The following is an 18836-nucleotide window of genomic DNA, read 5'->3' as shown; positions in this document are numbered from 1 at the left end:
GCTCATTTCAACTGATAAGCCGCTACGCTTTTCTTGAAGAACGTTGGCACATACACCACCTTTTTCACCGGGTCATAGCCGATATCGGCGGTATTGATCTTTTGCAGGTGCGTATCCAGCAGGAGCTCATTACGTCCGTCGGCATATACATAATAAATATAGCCACCCCATGCGGAGAACAGGAAGTCTCCGTTGCCAATGGGCTCTATGCCATCTCCGCCCTGCGGAAGACTGGCCACATTGATGAGATTTTTGGCGGGGTCAGCCTTCAGCAGCTTCCTGCCGCCTCCGGCAATATAAAGATCGCCTGCTACTGCCTTTAATCCGTTTACCCCATCGATATTTTCCAGGTAGACCTCTTCTTTCCCGTTAGTGATCCTGTGGATCTTCTTTGTTCTGGAATCAGATACAAACACTACGCCTTTATCGTTCACGGTAACGTCGTTCAGAAACTCCGCGCCCGTAACCGGGATGGTCTGCACCACTCTGGCCGACGGCACGTCGATGACCACAACATCGGTAATGTCTGCAACATACAGCTTGTTCTTATAAAGGCCCATTCCTTTGGGCGAGTTAAGGCCCTTTACCCAATCCAGGTCAATGACCTTTCCGTTGAGATCAAGCTTTCCGACACCACCTATGCCATCTTTTGCATCTGCACTGTTCCCCATAATGGCGACATAAAGTACACCGGCCCGCGCATCCGGCAGCACGGATTCAGGCATATTGATGATACTGTCTGTTTCCCAGAGCTTTTCCAGTGTCTGCTGGGCCTTAAGGTTCATGCTCAGCATGAGCATCAGCGATAGTCCAACGATTCTTTTCATAAGGTCAAAATTTGGTTTTGTGATTGCGATCATAAATTTAAGCCAAAAAAATAGTTATTTTTATCTGTTTATTATTTAGTAATCAACACCACACACACAAATTAAATTTCACGACCATGCTTTTAAGCATCTTAAATTCCATTTTCTGCGTTGCATTTGTACTTTTTGCATACGTGAACCTCAACGACAGCGACTCCTGGCTTTGGGTACCCATATATATGGTAGCTTCCATTTGTTGCGGTTTTGCCATTTTTAACAAATTTTATCCCAATGTTTACCTTGGAGCCATAACTTTCTACCTGGTCTATGCCGTGGTTCTGTTCTTTGCCAAAGACGGGGTGCGGGACTGGATCCTGAAATACAGAAGCCCGAGTTTGGTGGAGAGCATGCAGGCGAGCAAGCCTTATATTGAGAAGACCAGGGAATTCTTCGGATTACTGATCATCAGCGGAGCCCTTGCCCTCAACTATTTCGTGGCGGTTTAATAAAGAATATGATGCTTACAACAGTAATCGCGCAGATCATCAGGCGCAATACGGGTGACGAAGCTATGGATTGGCTCGAACAAAAGGCCGCACTGATCAGGACAGAAGAAAGATCCCTGCAGCTGAACCTCGCTTTTGCGCATACACCGAGATATACAGAGAAGAAAAACCTGCAGCTGGAACCACAGGAAGTACAGCAACTTGCAGACCAGCTGCCGGGAGTAGCGGCAGATGGATGGACCGCAGACAGGCTGGCCAGGGTATGGCTGCTGATGCAGGTACCTGCGGAAAATAAAGACGCTTACCTGAAGAAAATCGACGGCCTGTTTGCCGCCGCTGAAATGAATGAACAGGTGGCATTATATTCTGCCTTGCCTGTATTCAGTTTTCCGGAGGCCTGGCTGCACCGTTGTACCGAAGGGATCAGGAGCAATATCGGCACTGTACTGGAAGCGATCATGTATCATAACCCCTATCCGGCCGGCCACCTGCCTGAACCGGCATGGAACCAGCTGGTACTGAAAGCCTTCTTTACCGAAAAAGACGTAACCCGAATCATCGGCTTCGAAGAACGGGCAAACCATCAGCTTTCTGAAACCCTTAAGGACTATGTACAGGAGCGCACCGCAGCGCACCGCACCATACATCCTGAAATCCACAAATTGATTGAACAATAACCAAAATAAAACCTGAATTATGTGCTGTAATGAAAATTTTGAAGAGCGGAATCGGGGAGAAAAAATAGAGACCACTTTAGACCTGAGCGACATCAGCGGAATGCGGTTCTTTGACCCGCATGTACACATGACTTCCCGTACAACGGATGATTATGAGGCGATGGCCGATGCGGGCATCGTTGCATTGATTGAGCCTGCTTTCTGGCTGGGGCAGCCGCGTACCGGGCTGGCAAGCTTTACAGACTACTATAGCAGCCTGATCGGATGGGAGCGCTTCCGGTCATCACAGTTCGGCATTAAACACTATTGTACCATAGGGCTCAACTCCCGGGAAGCGAACAATGAGCCGCTTGCCGAACAGGTAATGGAGATCCTGCCCAATTTTATATTCAAGGAAGGCGTAGTCGGTATCGGCGAGATCGGTTTTGACGACCAGACTGCCGCAGAGGAAAAATACTTCCGCCTGCAGTTGGACCTGGCCAAAGAGGCCGGGCTTCCCGTACAGATCCACACCCCGCACCGTGACAAAAAGAAAGGCACGCAGCGGAGCATGGACATTGCCATAGAACAAGGACTCGACCCCTATAGCGTCATTGTGGACCATAATAACGAGGAAACTGTAAAGGAAGTACTTGACAGGGGTTTCTGGGCTGCCTTTACCATTTATCCGTTTACCAAAATGGGCAACGAGCGGATGGTAGAGGTCGTAAAGCAATACGGCACGGAAAGGATCATGGTCAATTCAGCAGCGGACTGGGGCATCAGCGACCCGCTGGCCATTCCAAAGACTGCTGCGCTCATGAAGAAATCAGGGGTCAGCCTGGCTGATATCGAACTGGTTACCTACCGCAATGCAATTACTGCTTTCGGCCAGAGCGGGCAGATCAATGAAAAGGACTTTGATGCCGTTAAGCACATTGACCAGAGCCTGAAATTTGAAAGCAACTCGGTATTGAGGGGCGGACAGCAGCCACGTATCGATAAGAATTCCATCATCATTTCTTAAGCAGGAACCTGGTGAAGAAGTTTTTAGGCTACATAAGGCTGATGCGCCCGGCAAATGTCGTTACGGCAATTGCCGATGTGCTGGCCGGTATGGCGATTGCAGGTTATTTTTTAGGTCAACAGGACGGCTTCTGGCTGGGAGGACCTGCATCGCTGTCTTATATACCTGTTCTTTTGATCTGTATTGCCACAATTTGCCTCTATGCAGGCGGCATTATCCTGAATGATGTATTTGATGCGGAACTCGACAAAATTGAACGTCCGGAACGGCCAATACCCAGCGGGCTGATCAGCAGGAATGCCGCTGCCATTTTTGGCGGTGTGTTTTTCTTTATCGCCATTTTTGCCGCGGGGCTTTACAGTGATGAGGCGAGATACCTGGCCGTAGCCATTATGGTATCCTGCCTGGTCTATGACAAGTACCTGAAGCACCATGCGGTCTTCGGGCCGTTGAACATGGGGCTGTGCAGGGGGCTGAACCTGCTGCTCGGCATCAGCATTGTTCCCGGCATGGTGCAGCAGTTGTGGTACCTAGCCATCATTCCCATTCTCTATATCGCTGCCATTACCATGATCAGCCGCGGTGAGGTACACGGGGGCAATAAAAATACGCTTTATTTTGCCGCAGCACTTTACCTGTTGGTGATCGGCTGCATCGCCGGCTTCGGCATCAGGAACAGTCAGGTTCCCCTTACCGCATTCTTTCTGGTGCTTTTTGCCGTGATGATCTTCATCCCGCTCTTCAGGGCCATGAAAGATCCCACTGGCCCCAACATCGGGAAGGCCGTCAAATCGGGCGTAATCGCCCTTATCCTGATGAATGCAGCCTGGGCCAGTGCCTTCGGCATCTGGCCTGTCGCTATCGTCATCACGATATTGTTACCCATATCTTTATTGCTGAGCAAGGCTTTTGCCGTTACTTAGCAGACACACACCTAACATGAGCCATTTACAACAATCTTTTAGTGTAAAATTCGAGTACAGCGTATATTTCACCAATGCGCTTTTCAATACCGGCAATACTACCCTTGCAGATTTCTTTAAGGAAAGGGTCTCAGCTGCCGTCAAAAAAGTCTTATTCGTGATCGACAGGGGTGTGGCAGATGCACATCCGGAACTGAGCGACAACATCCGCAGCTATTTTCAGCGTTATACAGATGTGCAGCTTATTTCTGAGATCATGACCATACCGGGCGGAGAAGCCTCAAAGAACGATACCGCACTGTTCGACCAGATCGTGGAAGCAGTAAACGTACACGGCATTGACCGGCATTCCTATATCGCAGCCATCGGCGGCGGCGCAGTACTGGACCTTGTCGGTTACGCTGCCGCGGTTTCGCACCGCGGCATCAAACACATCCGCATACCCACAACCGTACTTTCACAGAACGACTCGGGCATCGGGGTGAAAAACGGGATCAACTATAAGCGGAAAAAGAATTTCCTGGGCACCTTTGCACCACCTGTGGCCGTTTTCAATGATGAGGTTTTTCTGGATACGCTCAGCGACCGTGATTACCGTTCCGGCATCTCAGAGGCCGTTAAGGTGGCCCTCATCAAAGATGCTGATTTCTTTTTCTGGCTGGAGGAAAATGCCGGTAATCTTGCCGCAAGGGATAAGGAGGCGATGTGTTACCTCATCAAGCATTGCGCAAAGCTGCACATGGACCACATTGCCGGTGCGGACCCTTTTGAGTCCGGTTCTGCAAGGCCGCTGGACTTTGGCCATTGGGCGGCGCACAAACTTGAACAGCTCAGCAATTTTGAAGTGCTGCACGGAGAAGCCGTAGCAATGGGTATTGCCCTGGACAGCGTCTATTCCTTCATGAAGGGACTGCTTTCTGAAGAGAAGGCCCTCCGTATCCTGAAGGTGCTGACCACCCTGAATTTTGACATTTCGAATTCACTCATACAAATCAGGGACGCGGAGTCCCCGATCCTCAGGGGGCTGGCAGAGTTCCAGGAACACCTTGGCGGACTGCTGACCATTACATTGCTGACTGATCTGGGTACCGGTAAGGAAGTACATGAAATGGATCAGGAACTGCTGATCAAGGCAAGCGACTATGTAAACAGGTATACCAACAGCCATTAGTATCATGAAGTTACCAAGCGGTCATCTTACCTATTGTACAAATATCCATCCCGGAAAAAACTGGGACGATGATTTTGAGGCACTGAAGCTTAACTTTCCCCGGATCAGGAAGGCAGTGGCGGGCGACCAGCCAATGGGTATAGGCCTGAGGCTTTCCCATACCTCCAGCCTGCAGCTGGCAGAGGCTGAGGCACTGAACACCTTTAAAGCCTGGATGCGCGACAACGAGGCTTATGTGTATACCATGAATGGTTTCCCCTACGGAGAATTCCACCGCACGGTAGTTAAGGCGGATGTACATGCACCTGACTGGATCACCGATGAACGCCGTGACTATACCATAAGGCTTTTTCATATCCTGAGGCAACTGCTGCCGGAAGGGATGGACGGCGGCGTTTCCACCAACCCCTTAAGTTACCGGCACTGGTTTAAAGATGGCCCCGGACTGGAGGCAGCGATCAATGCCGGCACCCTGAACGTAGTGGAAGTCATTAAAGAGCTCGTCCGCATCCAACAGCAAACAGGGCAGGTCCTGCACCTGGACATTGAGCCGGAACCGGATGGCATTATGGAAACCGGCAGAGAATTTATCGACTGGTTTAAGAACGACCTGCTGCGCATCGGCATACCGGCACTGGCTACCGAATTCAGCCTGGATACAGATGAAGCGGAGGCCCTGATCAAAAAACACCTGCGCCTCTGTTATGATGTATGTCATTTCGCGATTGGTTACGAGCCGCATGAAACAGTACTCCTTGAGCTGGAACAAGAACAGATACAGGTAGGAAAGATACAGATCAGTGCTGCACTTAAGGCCAGGCTAGACAGACCGGCCGAAGAAAGGACCAGGTTGAAGACTGCCTTTGATCTCTTCAATGAACCTGTCTACCTGCACCAGGTGGTCGCCAGGAGACCGGACGGAAGCCTGATCCGTTACACCGACCTGCCGGAAGCGCTGGACGCTTTTGACCAGACGGATGCCATTGAATGGCGCGCACATTATCATGTACCCATATCCATGAAGGAGATCGGTCTGCTGGGGACTACCCAGGAAGATATCCTCAAAGTATTGCAACTGCAGCAGGAAAACCCATTTACCAGGCATCTGGAAGTAGAGACCTATACCTGGGAGGTAATGCCGGACCAGATCAGGCTTCCTATCGCCGAATCCATCAGCCAGGAACTCAACTGGGTAACAGGTATTTTGAAATAATCAAATAACTTAAACAAGATGAAGAAAACTGTAGTGATCGATGTTGTTGGCCTTTCGTCCAACCTGATCGGAAAACACACCCCTTTCCTTTCTGCTTATACTCAGAAGAACGCCCTGCACACGATAGCCCCGATGCTGCCTGCAGTAACTACAGCAGTTCAGTCTACCTATCTCACGGGCAGGCCGCCGAGGGAACATGGCATCGTAGGGAATGGCTGGTATGACCATACCGATGCCGAGATCAAATTCTGGAAGCAGTCCAACAAGCTTGTCCTTGCAGAAAAAATCTGGGACAGGGCGAAGAAGGAAGACCCCAACTTTACCTGCGCCAATATGTTCTGGTGGTACAATATGTACTCGAACGCCGACTATTCCGTAACCCCCAGGCCAAACTACCTGGCCGACGGCAGGAAAATGCCCGATTGCTATTCGCACCCTGCGGAACTCCGGGATACCCTGCAGGAAAAACTGGGGCAGTTCCCGCTTTTCCAGTTCTGGGGCCCCGGTGCCAATATCAAATCCAGTAAATGGATCGCAGACGCGACCCTGATTACGGATAAGCTATATGATCCGACCCTCACCCTCGTTTATCTGCCGCACCTTGACTATTGCCTGCAGAAATTCGGACATGATGAAAGCAGGATCAGTAAAGATCTGGCAGAAATTGACCAGGTAGTCAAAGACCTCGTGCAACATTATGAGCAGCAGGGGGCCAGCATCATCATCTTGTCTGAGTACGGCATTACCCCGGTAAACCAGCCGATACATATCAACCGGTTGCTCCGGCAGAACAACCTGCTGGGCATTCGTATAGAACGTGGTCTGGAACTGCTGGATGCCGGTGCTTCCAAAGTTTTTGCCGTGGCCGATCACCAGGTGGCGCATGTTTACGTCAACGACCCTTCGGTAAGGGACAAGGTAAAGGCTTTGCTGGAAAATACCCCCGGTATCGCCGAGGTCCTGGACGAAGAAGGCAAGAAAAAATACGGCATCGACCATAAACGCGCGGGCGATTTTGTGCTGATTGCAGCCCCTAAGGCCTGGTTCACTTATTATTTCTGGCTCGACGATGCGGTTGCGCCCGATTACGCCCGCTGCGTAGATATCCATAAAAAACCCGGCTACGATCCTGTGGAAATGTTCATGTCCTCAAAACCGAGGGCTGCCTATAAGCTACTGCGTAAAAAAGCCGGGTTCCGCTATGTCATGGATGTGATCCCGCTGGATGCGACGCTGATCGCCGGATCCCATGGCAGCCTGAACAATCCTCAGGAATTTCACCCGGTACTGATCACCAGCGCCGGTCTCAACCTGGAAAACAGACAGGCGACAGAAGTCGCGGACCTCATCTGGAAGGCCCTGCACAGCTAACCGCAGGAATCCCTTAAATTCAGCCAAATGGATTCTAGAAGAGCTTTTTTGAAGAAGGCCGCCCTGCTAACGGGGGCTGCTGGCCTGGATAACGTAATTCCGATGTCTGTTCAGCAGGCGATGGCCATACAGGCCAATCCGGGTTCAACCTTTTATGATGCGGAACACGTCGTGATCCTCATGCAGGAAAACCGGTCCTTCGACCATATGTTCGGTACCTTAAGGGGAGTCAGGGGATTCAACGATCCAAGGCCGTTCCTGCTCCCTGATCAGGATAAGGTATGGCTGCAAAAAGACGCGCAGGGCAATACCTATGCACCATTTCACATCGATATCAACAAAACAAGGATCACCTGGCAGGGTGGCCTGCCGCATTCCTGGCCAGACCAGGTCGCTGCACGCAACGGTGGCAGGTATGACCAGTGGGTACCGGCAAAATCTTCCATGTGCCTCGGACATTACGAAAGGTCAGACATCCCTTTTTATTACGCACTTGCCGATGCCTTCACCATTTGTGACCATCATTTCTGTTCTTCGCTGACGGGTACTACCCCAAACCGGCTTTTCATGTGGACCGGCACCATCCGCCCGGAACAGAACGGCAGTTCCATAGCTGCAGTTAACAATTCGCAGGCAGAGTCACGTGAAGATGCCTTTGTAGACTGGGATACCTTTCCGGAAGTGCTGGAAGACAATGGCATCAGCTGGAAGATCTATCAGAACGAATTGTGGACGAGTGATCTCCAGGGCGAAGGTGTGGACGACTGGCTGGGAAATTACGGGGACAACGCTATAGAATATGTAAAAAGGTACCATGTCCGGCTGTCGGCCTGGTTCCGAAAAAACGGAGACTCAAAGCAGAAACTGAGCGCTCAGCAAGTCCGGGAAAAATATGACAAACTCTCCGCAAGAGAAAAAAACCTGATCGACAAAGCCTTTGCCACCAATATCAATGCCCCCTTCGATTACCTGGAGCTTGCCCCTTTTCACTATACCGACGAGCAGGGAAAAAGGCAGACCCTGAAGATTCCGAAAAACGACATCTTTCATCAGTTCCGCAGCGACGTGGACAACGGTAAGCTGCCTTCCGTATCCTGGCTGGTGGCTCCGCAGCGCTTTTCGGACCATACCAGCTCACCACTTTACGGCACCTGGTACGTATCCGAAGCGCTGGATATACTCACCAAAAACCCGGAAGTCTGGAAGAAAACCATCTTTATCCTTACTTATGATGAAAACGATGGTTACTTTGACCATATACCACCCTATGTCGTCCCCAAGCCATCAGATGCTGCAACCGGAAAGGTTTCGGCAGGTATAGATGTCAGTCCTGATTACGAAACCGGCAAGGACAGTCCGATAGGTTTAGGCTATCGTGTTCCAATGCTGATTGCCTCGCCCTGGAGCAAGGGTGGATATGTAAATTCCCAGGTATTTGACCACACCTCGACCATTATGTTCTTAGAGCATCTGTTCAGCCATAAAACCGGCAAAAAGATCAGGAGCAACCAGGTGAGCAGTTGGAGAAGAGCCATTTGCGGCGATCTCAGTTCTGTGTTCCGGCCTGCTAACAGCGGCAGAGGAACCGTCGCACCCACACCTGAAAAAAGGGAAGCGGTAATCAGCAGCATACAGAAGGCAAAGGACCGGCCGCCGCAGCATAAACCTGCACCGCTTACAGAGGAAGAGATCAGAAAGATCAACGCATACCTCCCTTTTGAGCAAGGTGCATCCGGTTTTATACCGAGGCAGGAACGCGGTACGCGAAAGTCTTGTGCATTACCTTATCAATTCCTTTCGGAATGCACTTTAAATGAGAACCGTGACCAGCTGATACTGCATTTTGCAGCCCTTGTTCCCCTAAGCACCCGGAATAGCTCTCCTACTGGCGCCCCCTTCAGTGTTTCCAGCAGGGGGCCCTTCAGGGAAGCTACCGGTAAGACCTGGTCTTATGCGGTCAGTGCAGGAGCTGAACTTAATGACAAACTGGACCTGTCCAATTTTAAAGACAGTAATTACCACCTCTGCGTACATGCACCGAACGGTTTTTACCGCTGCTTTAAGGGAAATGCAGCAGATCCCATGCTGGAAATAAGCTGCCAGTATGAAAGCGCGGGACTGTTGAATAAGCGTCCGACCGGCAACCTTGAACTCCTGATCATGAATAAGGGAGATGATCCGTTAACCGTGCAGCTAACAGACAATACTTATAAAAGTAACAACGGACGAATACTAACCGTTGGCCCGAAAGGTAAGGTAAAAGCCCATATCGCGCTCCGGGACAGTAATGGCTGGTATGATATTTCGGTAACGGTAAAAGACAGTGCAGACTACATGAGGCAGTATGCCGGCCACGCGGAGAACGGCTCAGATTCCGTTTCCGATCCTTATATGGGCGGAATTGTTTAAAGTTCTGTCTGCTTCTCCGGATCCAGCTCTACACAGTCTTCATCCTTTATTTTCTTTGCGGACAATATAGGATACAAGAACAGAAAAGCGCCTGCTATCAGCAACAGGCCCGATAAAGTCAGCAAAAATGTACCTGAATTCGGACTGTCTTCGTTGATCACCTTATAGGCGACCAGTGCTGCAACCCCTAATATAAACGCGATTATGGCCTTCTGTAGTTTTAATATCCTGATCATGGCGTAATCATTTAGTCCAGTGACCTTTTTGCAAAAATCAAACCATAAAAAACCCGCATACCGGATCGGGTGCGGGTCTTTCTATGCTTTGCCTGCCCTCCGCGGATCGCCCGCTCACAGGACTTTTGTACCAGGTTACAAGTTGTATTTCCTGATAACAATTTAGTCATTCGGGAGTTTTAAAAGGAATAATATTTATGCACAATTCAACATTACTTCTCAGGTATCTGCACTGGCTTCATTAATGATCTGTAACAGTCTGTTCAGTCTGTACCTGATGACATCCTGCTGCCGTTCGGTTCTTACATGCCTGAGCAGGTTGATCTGGGCCTTTACAAAGAAATCTACGTCTGGAACAAAACTCCCCGGGAACAGCTGAACTTGCCTGGGTAAGGAAATGCCATGAAAGGCGGCTTCATAATCATCTGCGGTCATTCCGCAAAAATAACGTAAAAGAGGATTGAACAGGCAAAGCCCTGACAAAAAAAAGCGGGGACGACCAATCCAGTCTATCCCCGCTTATCTAAATTAACGCTCTCGGGCACAAATGTACAATATTCATACCAACTTATTTACCCAAACCGGAAATGAAACTTATAAATGACATTTGCAGGATATTCCGACACTTCCGGGATACCTGATATTTCTTTGTAAATTGCATTTGCAATGAAATTCGATTCCTACATCCCCTGTGAGGTGCTCAGGCCATATATTAAGGCCCTGGTCATTTCTGAATCGGAAGCTGGAAATATATACAAAGTAATTCCTGAGACCGGGCTGGTCATGGGATTCCAGTATAAGGGTGGCCTGTCCTATGTCCGGGACGCAGCAGAAATACAGCTGACTACTTCTGGGATTACCGGCATGAACGATAGCTATCGTATGTTTAAAAGTTTACCCACTACCGGAACTGTCCTGGTTTATTTCAGAGAAGGTTATGCAACTGCCTTCTTCGACCAGCCCGTTCATGAATTCTTCAGGGAAAGCCTTTCTATCGATAACATGATGCTGCGTTCTACCCTACTCATTCTGGAAGAACAGTTGTGGGCGGCAAAAACCGATATTGAGCGTGTCTCTTACGTGGAAGCTTTTCTTAAAACACAGTTAAGGCGCTTCATCCCAGACCATCTGGTGCTTCAGGCCATCGCGCTTATCTGCAGGCGCAAGGGTAATATCCGCATCAAAGAACTGATGAATGAGTTGCACATCAGCCAAAGCCCGCTCGAAAAACGCTTCAGGTCTATTGTCGGTGCTACCCCCAAAAAATTTGCCTCCATTGTACGGCTTCGGCATGCCATCCAAAGCTACGACGCTCAGCAGCCGCTAACAGATCTGGGCTATCAGGCCGGGTTTTATGACCAGGCGCATTTCATTAAAGAATTCAAGGCCTTTACCGGAACTTCCCCGGAAGTCTTCTTTAAAAGAAAAGACCAATAAACGATTTTTTACAATTACCACGCTGATGCAATCCTGACCTTCGATGGAAGATACCAAAACATCAATATCATGTTCAGTCAATTACAACAGGAATACTTTAAATGCAAATTTACCCTTGCCCAGATCAAAGCCGCACATCAAAAGGTAAAAAGCGGGGCTGATTTCCCGTCATATATCCGGGAACTTATACAGTTGGGGATTAGAACTTACAACATCTATGTATCCGACGGCCATGCAGCCTATTTCGGGGCAGGGGGCTATCAGGTCTTGTCAGAAGCCAGATATTCTGAACTTCCCATCAATGCTGATCCTGACCCTGAACTATTTCGCGCACACCTGCTTTTACATCAGCAAGGCGGCTCTGATTATCTTACTTTTTGCAGGCATTGCGCAGAAACAGGCATTACCAAATGGACCGCAGACCTCCAGGCAATGACTTGTATTTATTATGATGACGACGGCAATGAGGTCTTAACAGAAACCATTCCGTCGGTATAACTGCAAGAATTTCTTTCAGAAGTCTTAAATTAGCTTTCGATATAATCTGACAACTCTGATGACTCCCGGAAAAATACTTACCCCTGAAACGGCAACTGAGCTGCTCAGGATATTGAAGGACCGCTTTGAAAAGAATATGGACCGCCATAGCGGCATCGAATGGAATCAGGTAGCCGAAAGACTGGAAAAGCGCCCGGAAAAACTCTCGTCACTTGACGAGATGGAAGCGACCGGCGGAGAACCAGATGTCGTCGGCTTTGACGGGAAAACAGGGGAATATATCTTTTTTGATTGTTCGGCCGAAAGCCCCAGAGGCCGGAGGAGCCTTTGTTTTGACCCCCAGGCGCTGGAATCAAGAAAAGAACACAAGCCAAAAGACAGCGCCCTGAACGCAGCCGAAGAAATGGGCATAGAGATCCTGACTGAAGAAGAATACAGAAGATTGCAGGAACTCGGAAAATTCGACACCAAAACATCCAGCTGGATCGCCACACCAGACCGTATCAGGAAACTTGGCGGTGCCCTTTTTGCCGACCGCCGGTACGATACCATCTTTGTCTACCATAACGGGGCCGAATCTTATTATGCGGCCAGGGGTTTTCGCGTTTCGCTAAGGGTATAGGGGCTATCCGGATTTTCATAGGGCATAGAAATGATGTACAGCGAACGGTATGACAGACAGCTAAGGCTGGCCGGTTTCGGCCTCCAGGCACAAGAAAAACTGGGTGAAGCAAGGGTTTTAGTGATCGGCGCCGGGGGACTGGGCTGTCCGGCGCTCCAATACCTGGCTGCGGCCGGTATCGGAAATATCGGTATTGCCGACGACGATACCGTCAGCCTTTCTAACCTGCACCGCCAGATACTTTACCTGACGGAAGATATCGGAAGATCAAAGGTACAGGTGGCGGCGTCACGCCTGGACAAGATGAACCCCGAGGTGAGGATCAGGCCTCATGAGTTACGTATAGGAAAGGAGAATATTGTCAGCCTGCTTGAAGACTATGATTATGTCATTGATGGTACAGACAACTTCCAGACCAGGTACCTGATTAATGATAGCTGTGCACTGCTTGCCAAACCGCTGGTCTTTGCTGCGATAACAGGATTTACAGGACAGCTGGCTATTTTCAATATAGACCTGGGAGACGGAGCAGCCAATTACCGCGATATTTTCCCCTTGCCCCCTGCTGCAAGCGAGGTTCCCAACTGCGCAGAAAACGGGGTGATCGGCGTATTGCCCGGCATTATCGGGACAATGGCCGCCGCGGAGGTGATCAAACTCATTACGGGCATAGGTGAAGCGTTGATCAACAAGTTGTTACAGCTGGACGTGCTCACCTGGTCACAACACATCCTCAATATCAGACCGGGCAGCCTGTCCTCCTCTTCCCCTTCTGAAATTCCATCTTCGTCTGACCGCGGGGAATATACCGATATTGATGCTGCGGAGATGGAATTGCTGCGGCAGCAAGCGGATACCCTGATCATCGATGTCAGGGAACGGCATGAGCAGCCGGAACTGAAAGGAGAGCACATCCGGCAGGTACCTATGTCTGATTTCCAAGATCTCTTGTCTGAGGATATCCCCGCAACCCATATCATTGTCATGTGCCAGCATGGCCTGAGAAGCAGGGATGCTGCAGAAGCGCTGCAGGAAAAATATGGTGAAAAAAAGCAGATCTACAACCTCAGGGGCGGCATCGTAAGATGGATGAAGTAAGCGGCAGTTTCCGCGCAGTATAGATCTGCTTGATACTGACTGTAGCGTTTCATCTGCTGGTGCCGTTTGACCAGGTAAACCAGGATAATCAATCTGAAATGAAAAGGACCTCTATATTACTAATTGCGGGATTTGGCATGCTGACTGCCTGCGACAAAAAGAAAGATGAATGTGGCAAAGAACCCAAGATCTGCACAGAGGTGTTTGCCTTTGTGCCAGTCAGCTTTACTGACAAAGAAGGGGCAGCGGTCGGTGTTAAAGATTACAGTGCGGTTAATCAGCGTACCGGAGATACGTTGAAGAGCAATGTTGCGATGTACTCATCTTTTGTACCCGGCACTTATGTCATCGCAGATGACAGCCATCTGAAACAACTTTCAGCTGAGGGTGATGACATTAAGGTAAGCGGGACTTATCAGGCGACCGGTCAGACAAAATCGGCCATGGTGAAGGTAAAGGGAGGAAAATGCGCCTGTCATGTGGAAAAGGTTTCAGGCCCTGAAAAGATCGCCTTCGATTAACAGGATTTAAGCTGGGCGTACTATTCAATGTCGCGGACGGTTTCCCGTTTGGTGAAATTGCGAAAGCAGATGATATCAGGCTGCTCTCAGCGTTTATAGATGTTTGCCGTAATCTTCTCGATCCATGTCTTAGGCAGATGGGTGGCACCAAAGGCGGATACTTTATTCAGGAAGCCGGGAATGGCCTCTGCCTTTTTGTTGAACATGGCCTTTAATCCTGCCCTGGCCACCTCACCGGGCTGCATATTGAATTTTTTGGCAAGGTCTTCCAGCATATCGAGTCCTGCCCTGCTGGCAAAACCGGTTTCGGTGGGCCCGGGGGAAAGACAGGTTACCGAAACGTTGCTGTTGCGAAGCTCATAACGCAGTCCTCTGCTGAAGGAAAGTACAAAAGCTTTTGTAGCGGCATAGACGGTCATAGCGGGCATAGCCTGGTAGGCGGCAGTGCTGCACACATTGAGAATATACGACTGGCGCTGCTCCTTCAGCAGGGGCAACAATAAATGACTGAGTTCCACTACTGCGTTGATGTTGAGCTGGAGCATGGCCATCTGGTCGCTAAGTTTCAGCTCACTGAACCCGCCCCATACACCGAAACCTGCGTTATTGACCAGGACGCTGAGCGTACTGGTCTTTGCCTTACAGCGGGCGGCAAGTTCAGCGGCGGCACCGGGAAGGGAAAGATCGCAGGCAAAATACCTGGCTTCCACCTGGTAGGCATCGCTCAGTTCTTCACAAAGTGCCTTCAGTTCAGGTGCCGACCTTGCAGCAAGCAACAGGTGATAGCCTTTTGCCGCCAGCTGAATGGCCACTTCCCTTCCGATGCCCTTGCTGGCCCCTGTAACTAATGCGTATGTTTCCTTCATATCCGTTGCTGAACTAACAAAAGTAGGGTATTTTTTAATTCCAAAACCGTAACTTTGCAACCTTTAATTTTTGGAGATACTTTATTGATGTATAGGGAATTTAAACAATTAGAACTGGCTAAAATAGCGGAAGAGGTACTGGAATTCTGGAAGAAGGAAAACATCTTTGAGAAAAGCGTTTCGTCGCGCCCGGCAACCAATCCGTTTACGTTTTACGAGGGCCCGCCGTCTGCCAATGGCATGCCGGGCATCCATCACGTCATGGCCCGTGCTATTAAGGATATTTTTTGCCGTTACAAGACACAGAAGGGCTTCCAGGTAAAAAGGAAGGCCGGATGGGATACGCATGGCCTGCCTGTAGAGCTGGGTACTGAAAAGGAACTGGGCATCACCAAGGAAGACATCGGAAAGACCATTTCTGTGGAAGATTACAATGAAGCCTGCAAAAAAACGGTAATGCGTTATACCGATGTCTGGAACGACCTGACCGAAAAAATGGGCTACTGGGTAGATATGGGCGACCCTTACATCACCTATAAGTCTAAATACATGGAGTCGGTATGGTGGCTCCTGAAGCAGATCTATGACAAAGGCCTGCTATATAAGGGATATACGATACAGCCGTACTCACCTAAAGCCGGTACGGGTCTGAGCTCGCATGAGGTCAATCAGCCCGGGGCTTACCGCGATGTAACCGATACAACCATTGTAGCACAGTTCCTGACTTTACCCGAGACCCTGCCTGCATTTCTGCAGGGTTTCGGACCGGTGCATTTCCTCGCCTGGACGACTACGCCATGGACTTTACCTTCCAATACGGCGCTGACCGTCGGGCCTGCGATTGAATACGTGCTGGTGAAGACTTTTAACCAGTATACCTTCCTGCCGGTAAATGTGATTCTGGCAAAGGCGCTGGTGGGCAAACAGTTCAGCAAGGTATATTTTGAAAGTACTGCTGCTGAAGATTTTGAGAATTTTAAAGCTGGCGATAAGAAGATCCCTTACCAGGTACTGGCTTCCTTTAAGGGCAGCGAGCTGGTGGGTATCCGTTATGAGCAGCTGCTGCAGTATACCCTGCCTTATCAGTATCCGGAAAATGCCTTCAGGGTGATCTCCGGAGATTTCGTGACGACTGAAGATGGTACCGGCATCGTGCATACGGCCCCTACCTTTGGTGCAGATGATGCCCGGGTGGCCCGTGAGGCCAAACCTGAGGTACCACCGATGCTGGTGCTGGATGAGAACGGCACGCCTGTCCCTTTGGTTGACCTGCAGGGCCGGTTCACTCATCATATGGGTGAGCTCGCAGGCAAGTATGTAAAGAATGAATACTATGACGCGGGCAGCGCACCGGAGAAATCGGTGGATGTGGAGATCGCGATCAGGCTGAAGGAAGAGAACAAAGCTTTTAAGGTTGAGAAATATGTACACAGTTATCCGCACAGCTGGCGGACAGACGAGCCTTTGCTGTATTACCCGCTGGACTCCTGGTTCATTAAAGTAACGGATGTAAAGGACCGTATGTTCGAACTGAACGAAACGATCAACTGGAAACCAAAGGCTACAGGTGAAGGCCGTTTCGGCAACTGGCTGAAAAATGCTAATGACTGGAACCTTTCCCGTTCGAGGTACTGGGGTATCCCATTGCCGGTATGGCGTACCGAGGACAAGAAGGAAGAACTGGTAGTGGGTTCTGTAGAAGAGCTGTATAACGAGATCGAGAAGTCCGTTGCCGCGGGGATCCAGCAGGGAAATCCGTTCAGCGGATTTGAGATCGGCAACATGTCAGAGGAAAACTATGATAAAGTAGACTTGCATAAGAACGTAGTCGATCGTATTGTGCTCGTTTCACCCTCAGGTAAACCGATGAAGCGGGAGACTGACCTGATCGATGTATGGTTTGACTCGGGCGCGATGCCATATGCACAATGGCACTATCCATTTGAGAATAAGGACAAGATTGAGGGGAATACAGATTTTCCTGCTGACTTCATTGCAGAAGGCGTTGACCAGACCCGCGGCTGGTTCTATACTTTGCATGCGATCGGAACGCTGGTATTTGACAGGATTGCCTACAAAAATGTAGTATCGAATGGCCTCGTGCTGGACAAGAACGGGCAGAAGATGTCCAAACGCCTGGGAAATGCGGTAGATCCTTTCAAAACGCTTACGGAATTTGGTCCAGATGCTACGCGCTGGTACATGATCTCCAATGCAAACCCATGGGACAACCTGAAGTTTGACGCAGAGGGTATTGCTGAGGTGCGCCGCAAATTCTTTGGAACGCTGTACAATACTTATGCGTTCTTCGCGCTATATGCCAACATTGATAAGTTTGAAATAGATCAGAATAACCTGACTCCCGTTGCCGAGCGAACAGAACTGGACAGATGGATACTTTCCCTGCTGCAGAACCTGGTGGCTGAGGTAGACGAAAGCTACGCAGCTTATGAGCCTACCCGGGCGACAAGAGCGATCCAGAATTTTGTGGATGAACATTTGAGCAACTGGTACATCCGCCTCTCCCGCCGCCGTTTCTGGAAGGGCGAACTAACGGCAGACAAGAAGGCGGCCTATGAAACGCTGTATGCCTGCCTGAATACGCTTTCGCAGTTGATGGCCCCTGTAGCCCCTTTCTTTGCCGACTGGCTGTTCAGAAACCTGACGGCAGGCGATGCATCGAATACTGCGGAGTCCGTACACCTGACGGTACTGGCCCCTGCCGATCCCGCCTTGATTGACCGGGAACTCAACGAACGTATGCAGCTTGCCCAGGACATTTCCTCCATGGTATTGTCGCTGCGCAAAAAAACGGGCATCAATGTAAGGCAGCCATTGGCAAAGATTTTGATACCGGTGCTGGACAATGAATTTGCAGGTAAAGTGGAGAAAGTCCGCGAACTGATCTTATCTGAGACGAATATCAAGGGAATTGAGTACATTACCGACACTGCTGGTTTCATCACCAAGAAAATAAAGCCAAACTTCAAGGCGCTTGGGCCAAAGGTGGGCAGGGATATGAAGGCGGTAGCAGAGGCCGTGACCGGGATGACACAGGAAGAGCTAACGGCGTTTGAGCTTAAGGGCAGTTATGAAGTATTGGGATATTCGATTGACCTGACTGACGTGGACATTATTGCGGAAGATATTCCGGGATGGCAGGTTACCAATTCCGGCAGCCTGACGGTGGCACTGGATGTGACCATTACAGAGGAACTGAAACAGGAAGGATTATCACGTGAGCTGGTGAACCGTATCCAGAACCTGAGGAAGGAACTTGGCTTTGAAGTAACTGACCGCATCAGCGTGACTTTACAAAAGGATAACCTGATCGCAACTGCATTGCTTGCCAATAAGCACTACATTTGCGCCGAAATTCTGGCAGACGATGTCGTGCTGTCGGAGACATTGGACAGAGGAAACAAAATAGTGATCGATGATGTTGAACTACAAATTTTGATTGCACAACTATAAAA

General features: G+C 49.7%; 18 protein-coding genes. 14 read left to right on the top strand and 4 right to left on the bottom strand.

What is annotated here, in order from left to right:
* Nucleotides 1-2: 2 nt before the first annotated feature.
* On the bottom strand, nt 3-827 hold the full coding sequence (locus P2W84_RS08095) for an ATP-binding protein (protein WP_276089618.1): 825 nt from the start codon (nt 825-827) through the stop codon (nt 3-5).
* 116 nt (nt 828-943) lie between these two features.
* On the opposite strand from P2W84_RS08095, the gene P2W84_RS08090 reads away from it, so the two are divergent.
* From P2W84_RS08090 to P2W84_RS08055, 8 genes are read left to right on the top strand one after another with little or no spacing between them, the layout of a single operon-like run.
* Complete coding sequence (locus P2W84_RS08090; protein ID WP_276089617.1) at nt 944-1312, top strand: transmembrane 220 family protein; 369 nt, start codon at nt 944-946, stop codon at nt 1310-1312.
* 8 nt (nt 1313-1320) lie between these two features.
* Nucleotides 1321-1989 (top strand): EboA domain-containing protein, encoded by a 669-nt coding sequence (locus P2W84_RS08085; RefSeq protein ID WP_276089616.1) that lies wholly within the window; start codon nt 1321-1323, stop codon nt 1987-1989.
* 19 nt (nt 1990-2008) lie between these two features.
* Nucleotides 2009-2995, top strand: a complete 987-nt coding sequence (locus tag P2W84_RS08080) for a TatD family hydrolase (RefSeq protein WP_276089615.1) — start codon at nt 2009-2011, stop codon at nt 2993-2995.
* An 11-nt stretch (nt 2996-3006) separates the two neighbouring features.
* Nucleotides 3007-3918 carry a UbiA-like protein EboC gene (eboC, locus tag P2W84_RS08075; protein ID WP_276089614.1) on the top strand — a complete coding sequence of 304 codons (912 nt, stop codon included), beginning with the start codon at nt 3007-3009 and terminating at the stop codon, nt 3916-3918.
* Between the two features lie 16 nt (nt 3919-3934).
* Nucleotides 3935-5089: a 3-dehydroquinate synthase gene (locus tag P2W84_RS08070; RefSeq protein ID WP_276089613.1), complete on the top strand. Its 1155-nt coding sequence runs from the start codon at nt 3935-3937 to the stop codon at nt 5087-5089.
* 4 nt (nt 5090-5093) lie between these two features.
* A complete protein-coding gene (eboE, locus tag P2W84_RS08065; RefSeq protein WP_276089612.1) occupies nt 5094-6302 on the top strand; it encodes a metabolite traffic protein EboE in 1209 nt (402 codons plus the stop codon).
* Between the two features lie 18 nt (nt 6303-6320).
* Nucleotides 6321-7673 (top strand): nucleotide pyrophosphatase/phosphodiesterase family protein, encoded by a 1353-nt coding sequence (locus P2W84_RS08060; RefSeq protein WP_276089611.1) that lies wholly within the window; start codon nt 6321-6323, stop codon nt 7671-7673.
* A gap of 27 nt (nt 7674-7700) precedes the next feature.
* Nucleotides 7701-10082, top strand: a complete 2382-nt coding sequence (locus tag P2W84_RS08055) for a phospholipase C, phosphocholine-specific (protein ID WP_276089610.1) — start codon at nt 7701-7703, stop codon at nt 10080-10082.
* Here P2W84_RS08055 and P2W84_RS08050 read toward each other — a convergent pair.
* Nucleotides 10079-10318, bottom strand: coding sequence for an isoleucyl-tRNA synthetase (locus P2W84_RS08050; protein WP_276089609.1), 240 nt, complete (start codon nt 10316-10318; stop codon nt 10079-10081). The genes P2W84_RS08055 and P2W84_RS08050 overlap by 4 nt on opposite strands.
* A 219-nt stretch (nt 10319-10537) precedes the next feature.
* The gene (locus P2W84_RS08045) at nt 10538-10753 is read right to left on the bottom strand and encodes a hypothetical protein (RefSeq protein ID WP_276089608.1); all 216 of its coding nucleotides are present in this window, start codon (nt 10751-10753) and stop codon (nt 10538-10540) included.
* A 231-nt stretch (nt 10754-10984) separates the two neighbouring features.
* Between P2W84_RS08045 and P2W84_RS08040 the strand changes: the two genes are divergently transcribed.
* The 5 genes from P2W84_RS08040 (at nt 10985) to P2W84_RS08020 (ending at nt 14494) form a co-directional block, all read left to right on the top strand.
* On the top strand, nt 10985-11755 hold the full coding sequence (locus tag P2W84_RS08040) for a helix-turn-helix domain-containing protein (protein WP_276089607.1): 771 nt from the start codon (nt 10985-10987) through the stop codon (nt 11753-11755).
* A gap of 69 nt (nt 11756-11824) precedes the next feature.
* On the top strand, nt 11825-12253 hold the full coding sequence (locus P2W84_RS08035) for a DUF1398 family protein (RefSeq protein ID WP_276089606.1): 429 nt from the start codon (nt 11825-11827) through the stop codon (nt 12251-12253).
* A gap of 58 nt (nt 12254-12311) precedes the next feature.
* Complete coding sequence (locus tag P2W84_RS08030) at nt 12312-12875, top strand: DUF4256 domain-containing protein (protein ID WP_276089605.1); 564 nt, start codon at nt 12312-12314, stop codon at nt 12873-12875.
* A 30-nt stretch (nt 12876-12905) separates the two neighbouring features.
* Entirely contained in the window at nt 12906-13973 is a 1068-nt protein-coding gene (locus tag P2W84_RS08025; RefSeq protein ID WP_276089604.1) for a HesA/MoeB/ThiF family protein, read from the top strand.
* Between the two features lie 98 nt (nt 13974-14071).
* Nucleotides 14072-14494, top strand: a complete 423-nt coding sequence (locus tag P2W84_RS08020) for a hypothetical protein (protein ID WP_276089603.1) — start codon at nt 14072-14074, stop codon at nt 14492-14494.
* An 86-nt stretch (nt 14495-14580) separates the two neighbouring features.
* On the opposite strand, the gene P2W84_RS08015 is transcribed toward P2W84_RS08020, so the two are convergent.
* Entirely contained in the window at nt 14581-15360 is a 780-nt protein-coding gene (locus P2W84_RS08015) for an SDR family oxidoreductase (RefSeq protein ID WP_276089602.1), read from the bottom strand.
* Nucleotides 15361-15447: 87 nt separating this feature from the next.
* Between P2W84_RS08015 and ileS the strand changes: the two genes are divergently transcribed.
* Nucleotides 15448-18834: an isoleucine--tRNA ligase gene (gene ileS, locus P2W84_RS08010; protein WP_276090076.1), complete on the top strand. Its 3387-nt coding sequence runs from the start codon at nt 15448-15450 to the stop codon at nt 18832-18834.
* Nucleotides 18835-18836 lie beyond the last annotated feature (2 nt).

It is taken from the genome of Pedobacter sp. JY14-1, from assembly GCF_029269825.1.
Taxonomy (GTDB): domain Bacteria; phylum Bacteroidota; class Bacteroidia; order Sphingobacteriales; family Sphingobacteriaceae; genus Pedobacter.
Note: the sequence above shows the minus strand (reverse complement) of the source record. Positions and strands in the feature narration are given on the sequence as shown.

Excerpts from the sequence above, each read along its gene's own strand:
- P2W84_RS08095 (WP_276089618.1), bottom strand. The coding sequence starts at position 827 with ATGAAAAGAATCGTTGGACTATCGCTGATGCTCATGCTGAGCATGAAC.
- P2W84_RS08090 (WP_276089617.1), top strand. The coding sequence starts at position 944 with ATGCTTTTAAGCATCTTAAATTCCATTTTCTGCGTTGCATTTGTACTT.
- P2W84_RS08085 (WP_276089616.1), top strand. The coding sequence starts at position 1,321 with ATGATGCTTACAACAGTAATCGCGCAGATCATCAGGCGCAATACGGGT.
- P2W84_RS08080 (WP_276089615.1), top strand. The coding sequence starts at position 2,009 with ATGTGCTGTAATGAAAATTTTGAAGAGCGGAATCGGGGAGAAAAAATA.
- P2W84_RS08070 (WP_276089613.1), top strand. The coding sequence starts at position 3,935 with ATGAGCCATTTACAACAATCTTTTAGTGTAAAATTCGAGTACAGCGTA.
- eboE (WP_276089612.1), top strand. The coding sequence starts at position 5,094 with ATGAAGTTACCAAGCGGTCATCTTACCTATTGTACAAATATCCATCCC.
- P2W84_RS08060 (WP_276089611.1), top strand. The coding sequence starts at position 6,321 with ATGAAGAAAACTGTAGTGATCGATGTTGTTGGCCTTTCGTCCAACCTG.
- P2W84_RS08055 (WP_276089610.1), top strand. The coding sequence starts at position 7,701 with ATGGATTCTAGAAGAGCTTTTTTGAAGAAGGCCGCCCTGCTAACGGGG.
- P2W84_RS08050 (WP_276089609.1), bottom strand. The coding sequence starts at position 10,318 with ATGATCAGGATATTAAAACTACAGAAGGCCATAATCGCGTTTATATTA.
- P2W84_RS08045 (WP_276089608.1), bottom strand. The coding sequence starts at position 10,753 with ATGACCGCAGATGATTATGAAGCCGCCTTTCATGGCATTTCCTTACCC.
- P2W84_RS08040 (WP_276089607.1), top strand. The coding sequence starts at position 10,985 with ATGAAATTCGATTCCTACATCCCCTGTGAGGTGCTCAGGCCATATATT.
- P2W84_RS08035 (WP_276089606.1), top strand. The coding sequence starts at position 11,825 with ATGTTCAGTCAATTACAACAGGAATACTTTAAATGCAAATTTACCCTT.
- P2W84_RS08030 (WP_276089605.1), top strand. The coding sequence starts at position 12,312 with ATGACTCCCGGAAAAATACTTACCCCTGAAACGGCAACTGAGCTGCTC.
- P2W84_RS08025 (WP_276089604.1), top strand. The coding sequence starts at position 12,906 with ATGATGTACAGCGAACGGTATGACAGACAGCTAAGGCTGGCCGGTTTC.
- P2W84_RS08020 (WP_276089603.1), top strand. The coding sequence starts at position 14,072 with ATGAAAAGGACCTCTATATTACTAATTGCGGGATTTGGCATGCTGACT.
- P2W84_RS08015 (WP_276089602.1), bottom strand. The coding sequence starts at position 15,360 with ATGAAGGAAACATACGCATTAGTTACAGGGGCCAGCAAGGGCATCGGA.
- ileS (WP_276090076.1), top strand. The coding sequence starts at position 15,448 with ATGTATAGGGAATTTAAACAATTAGAACTGGCTAAAATAGCGGAAGAG.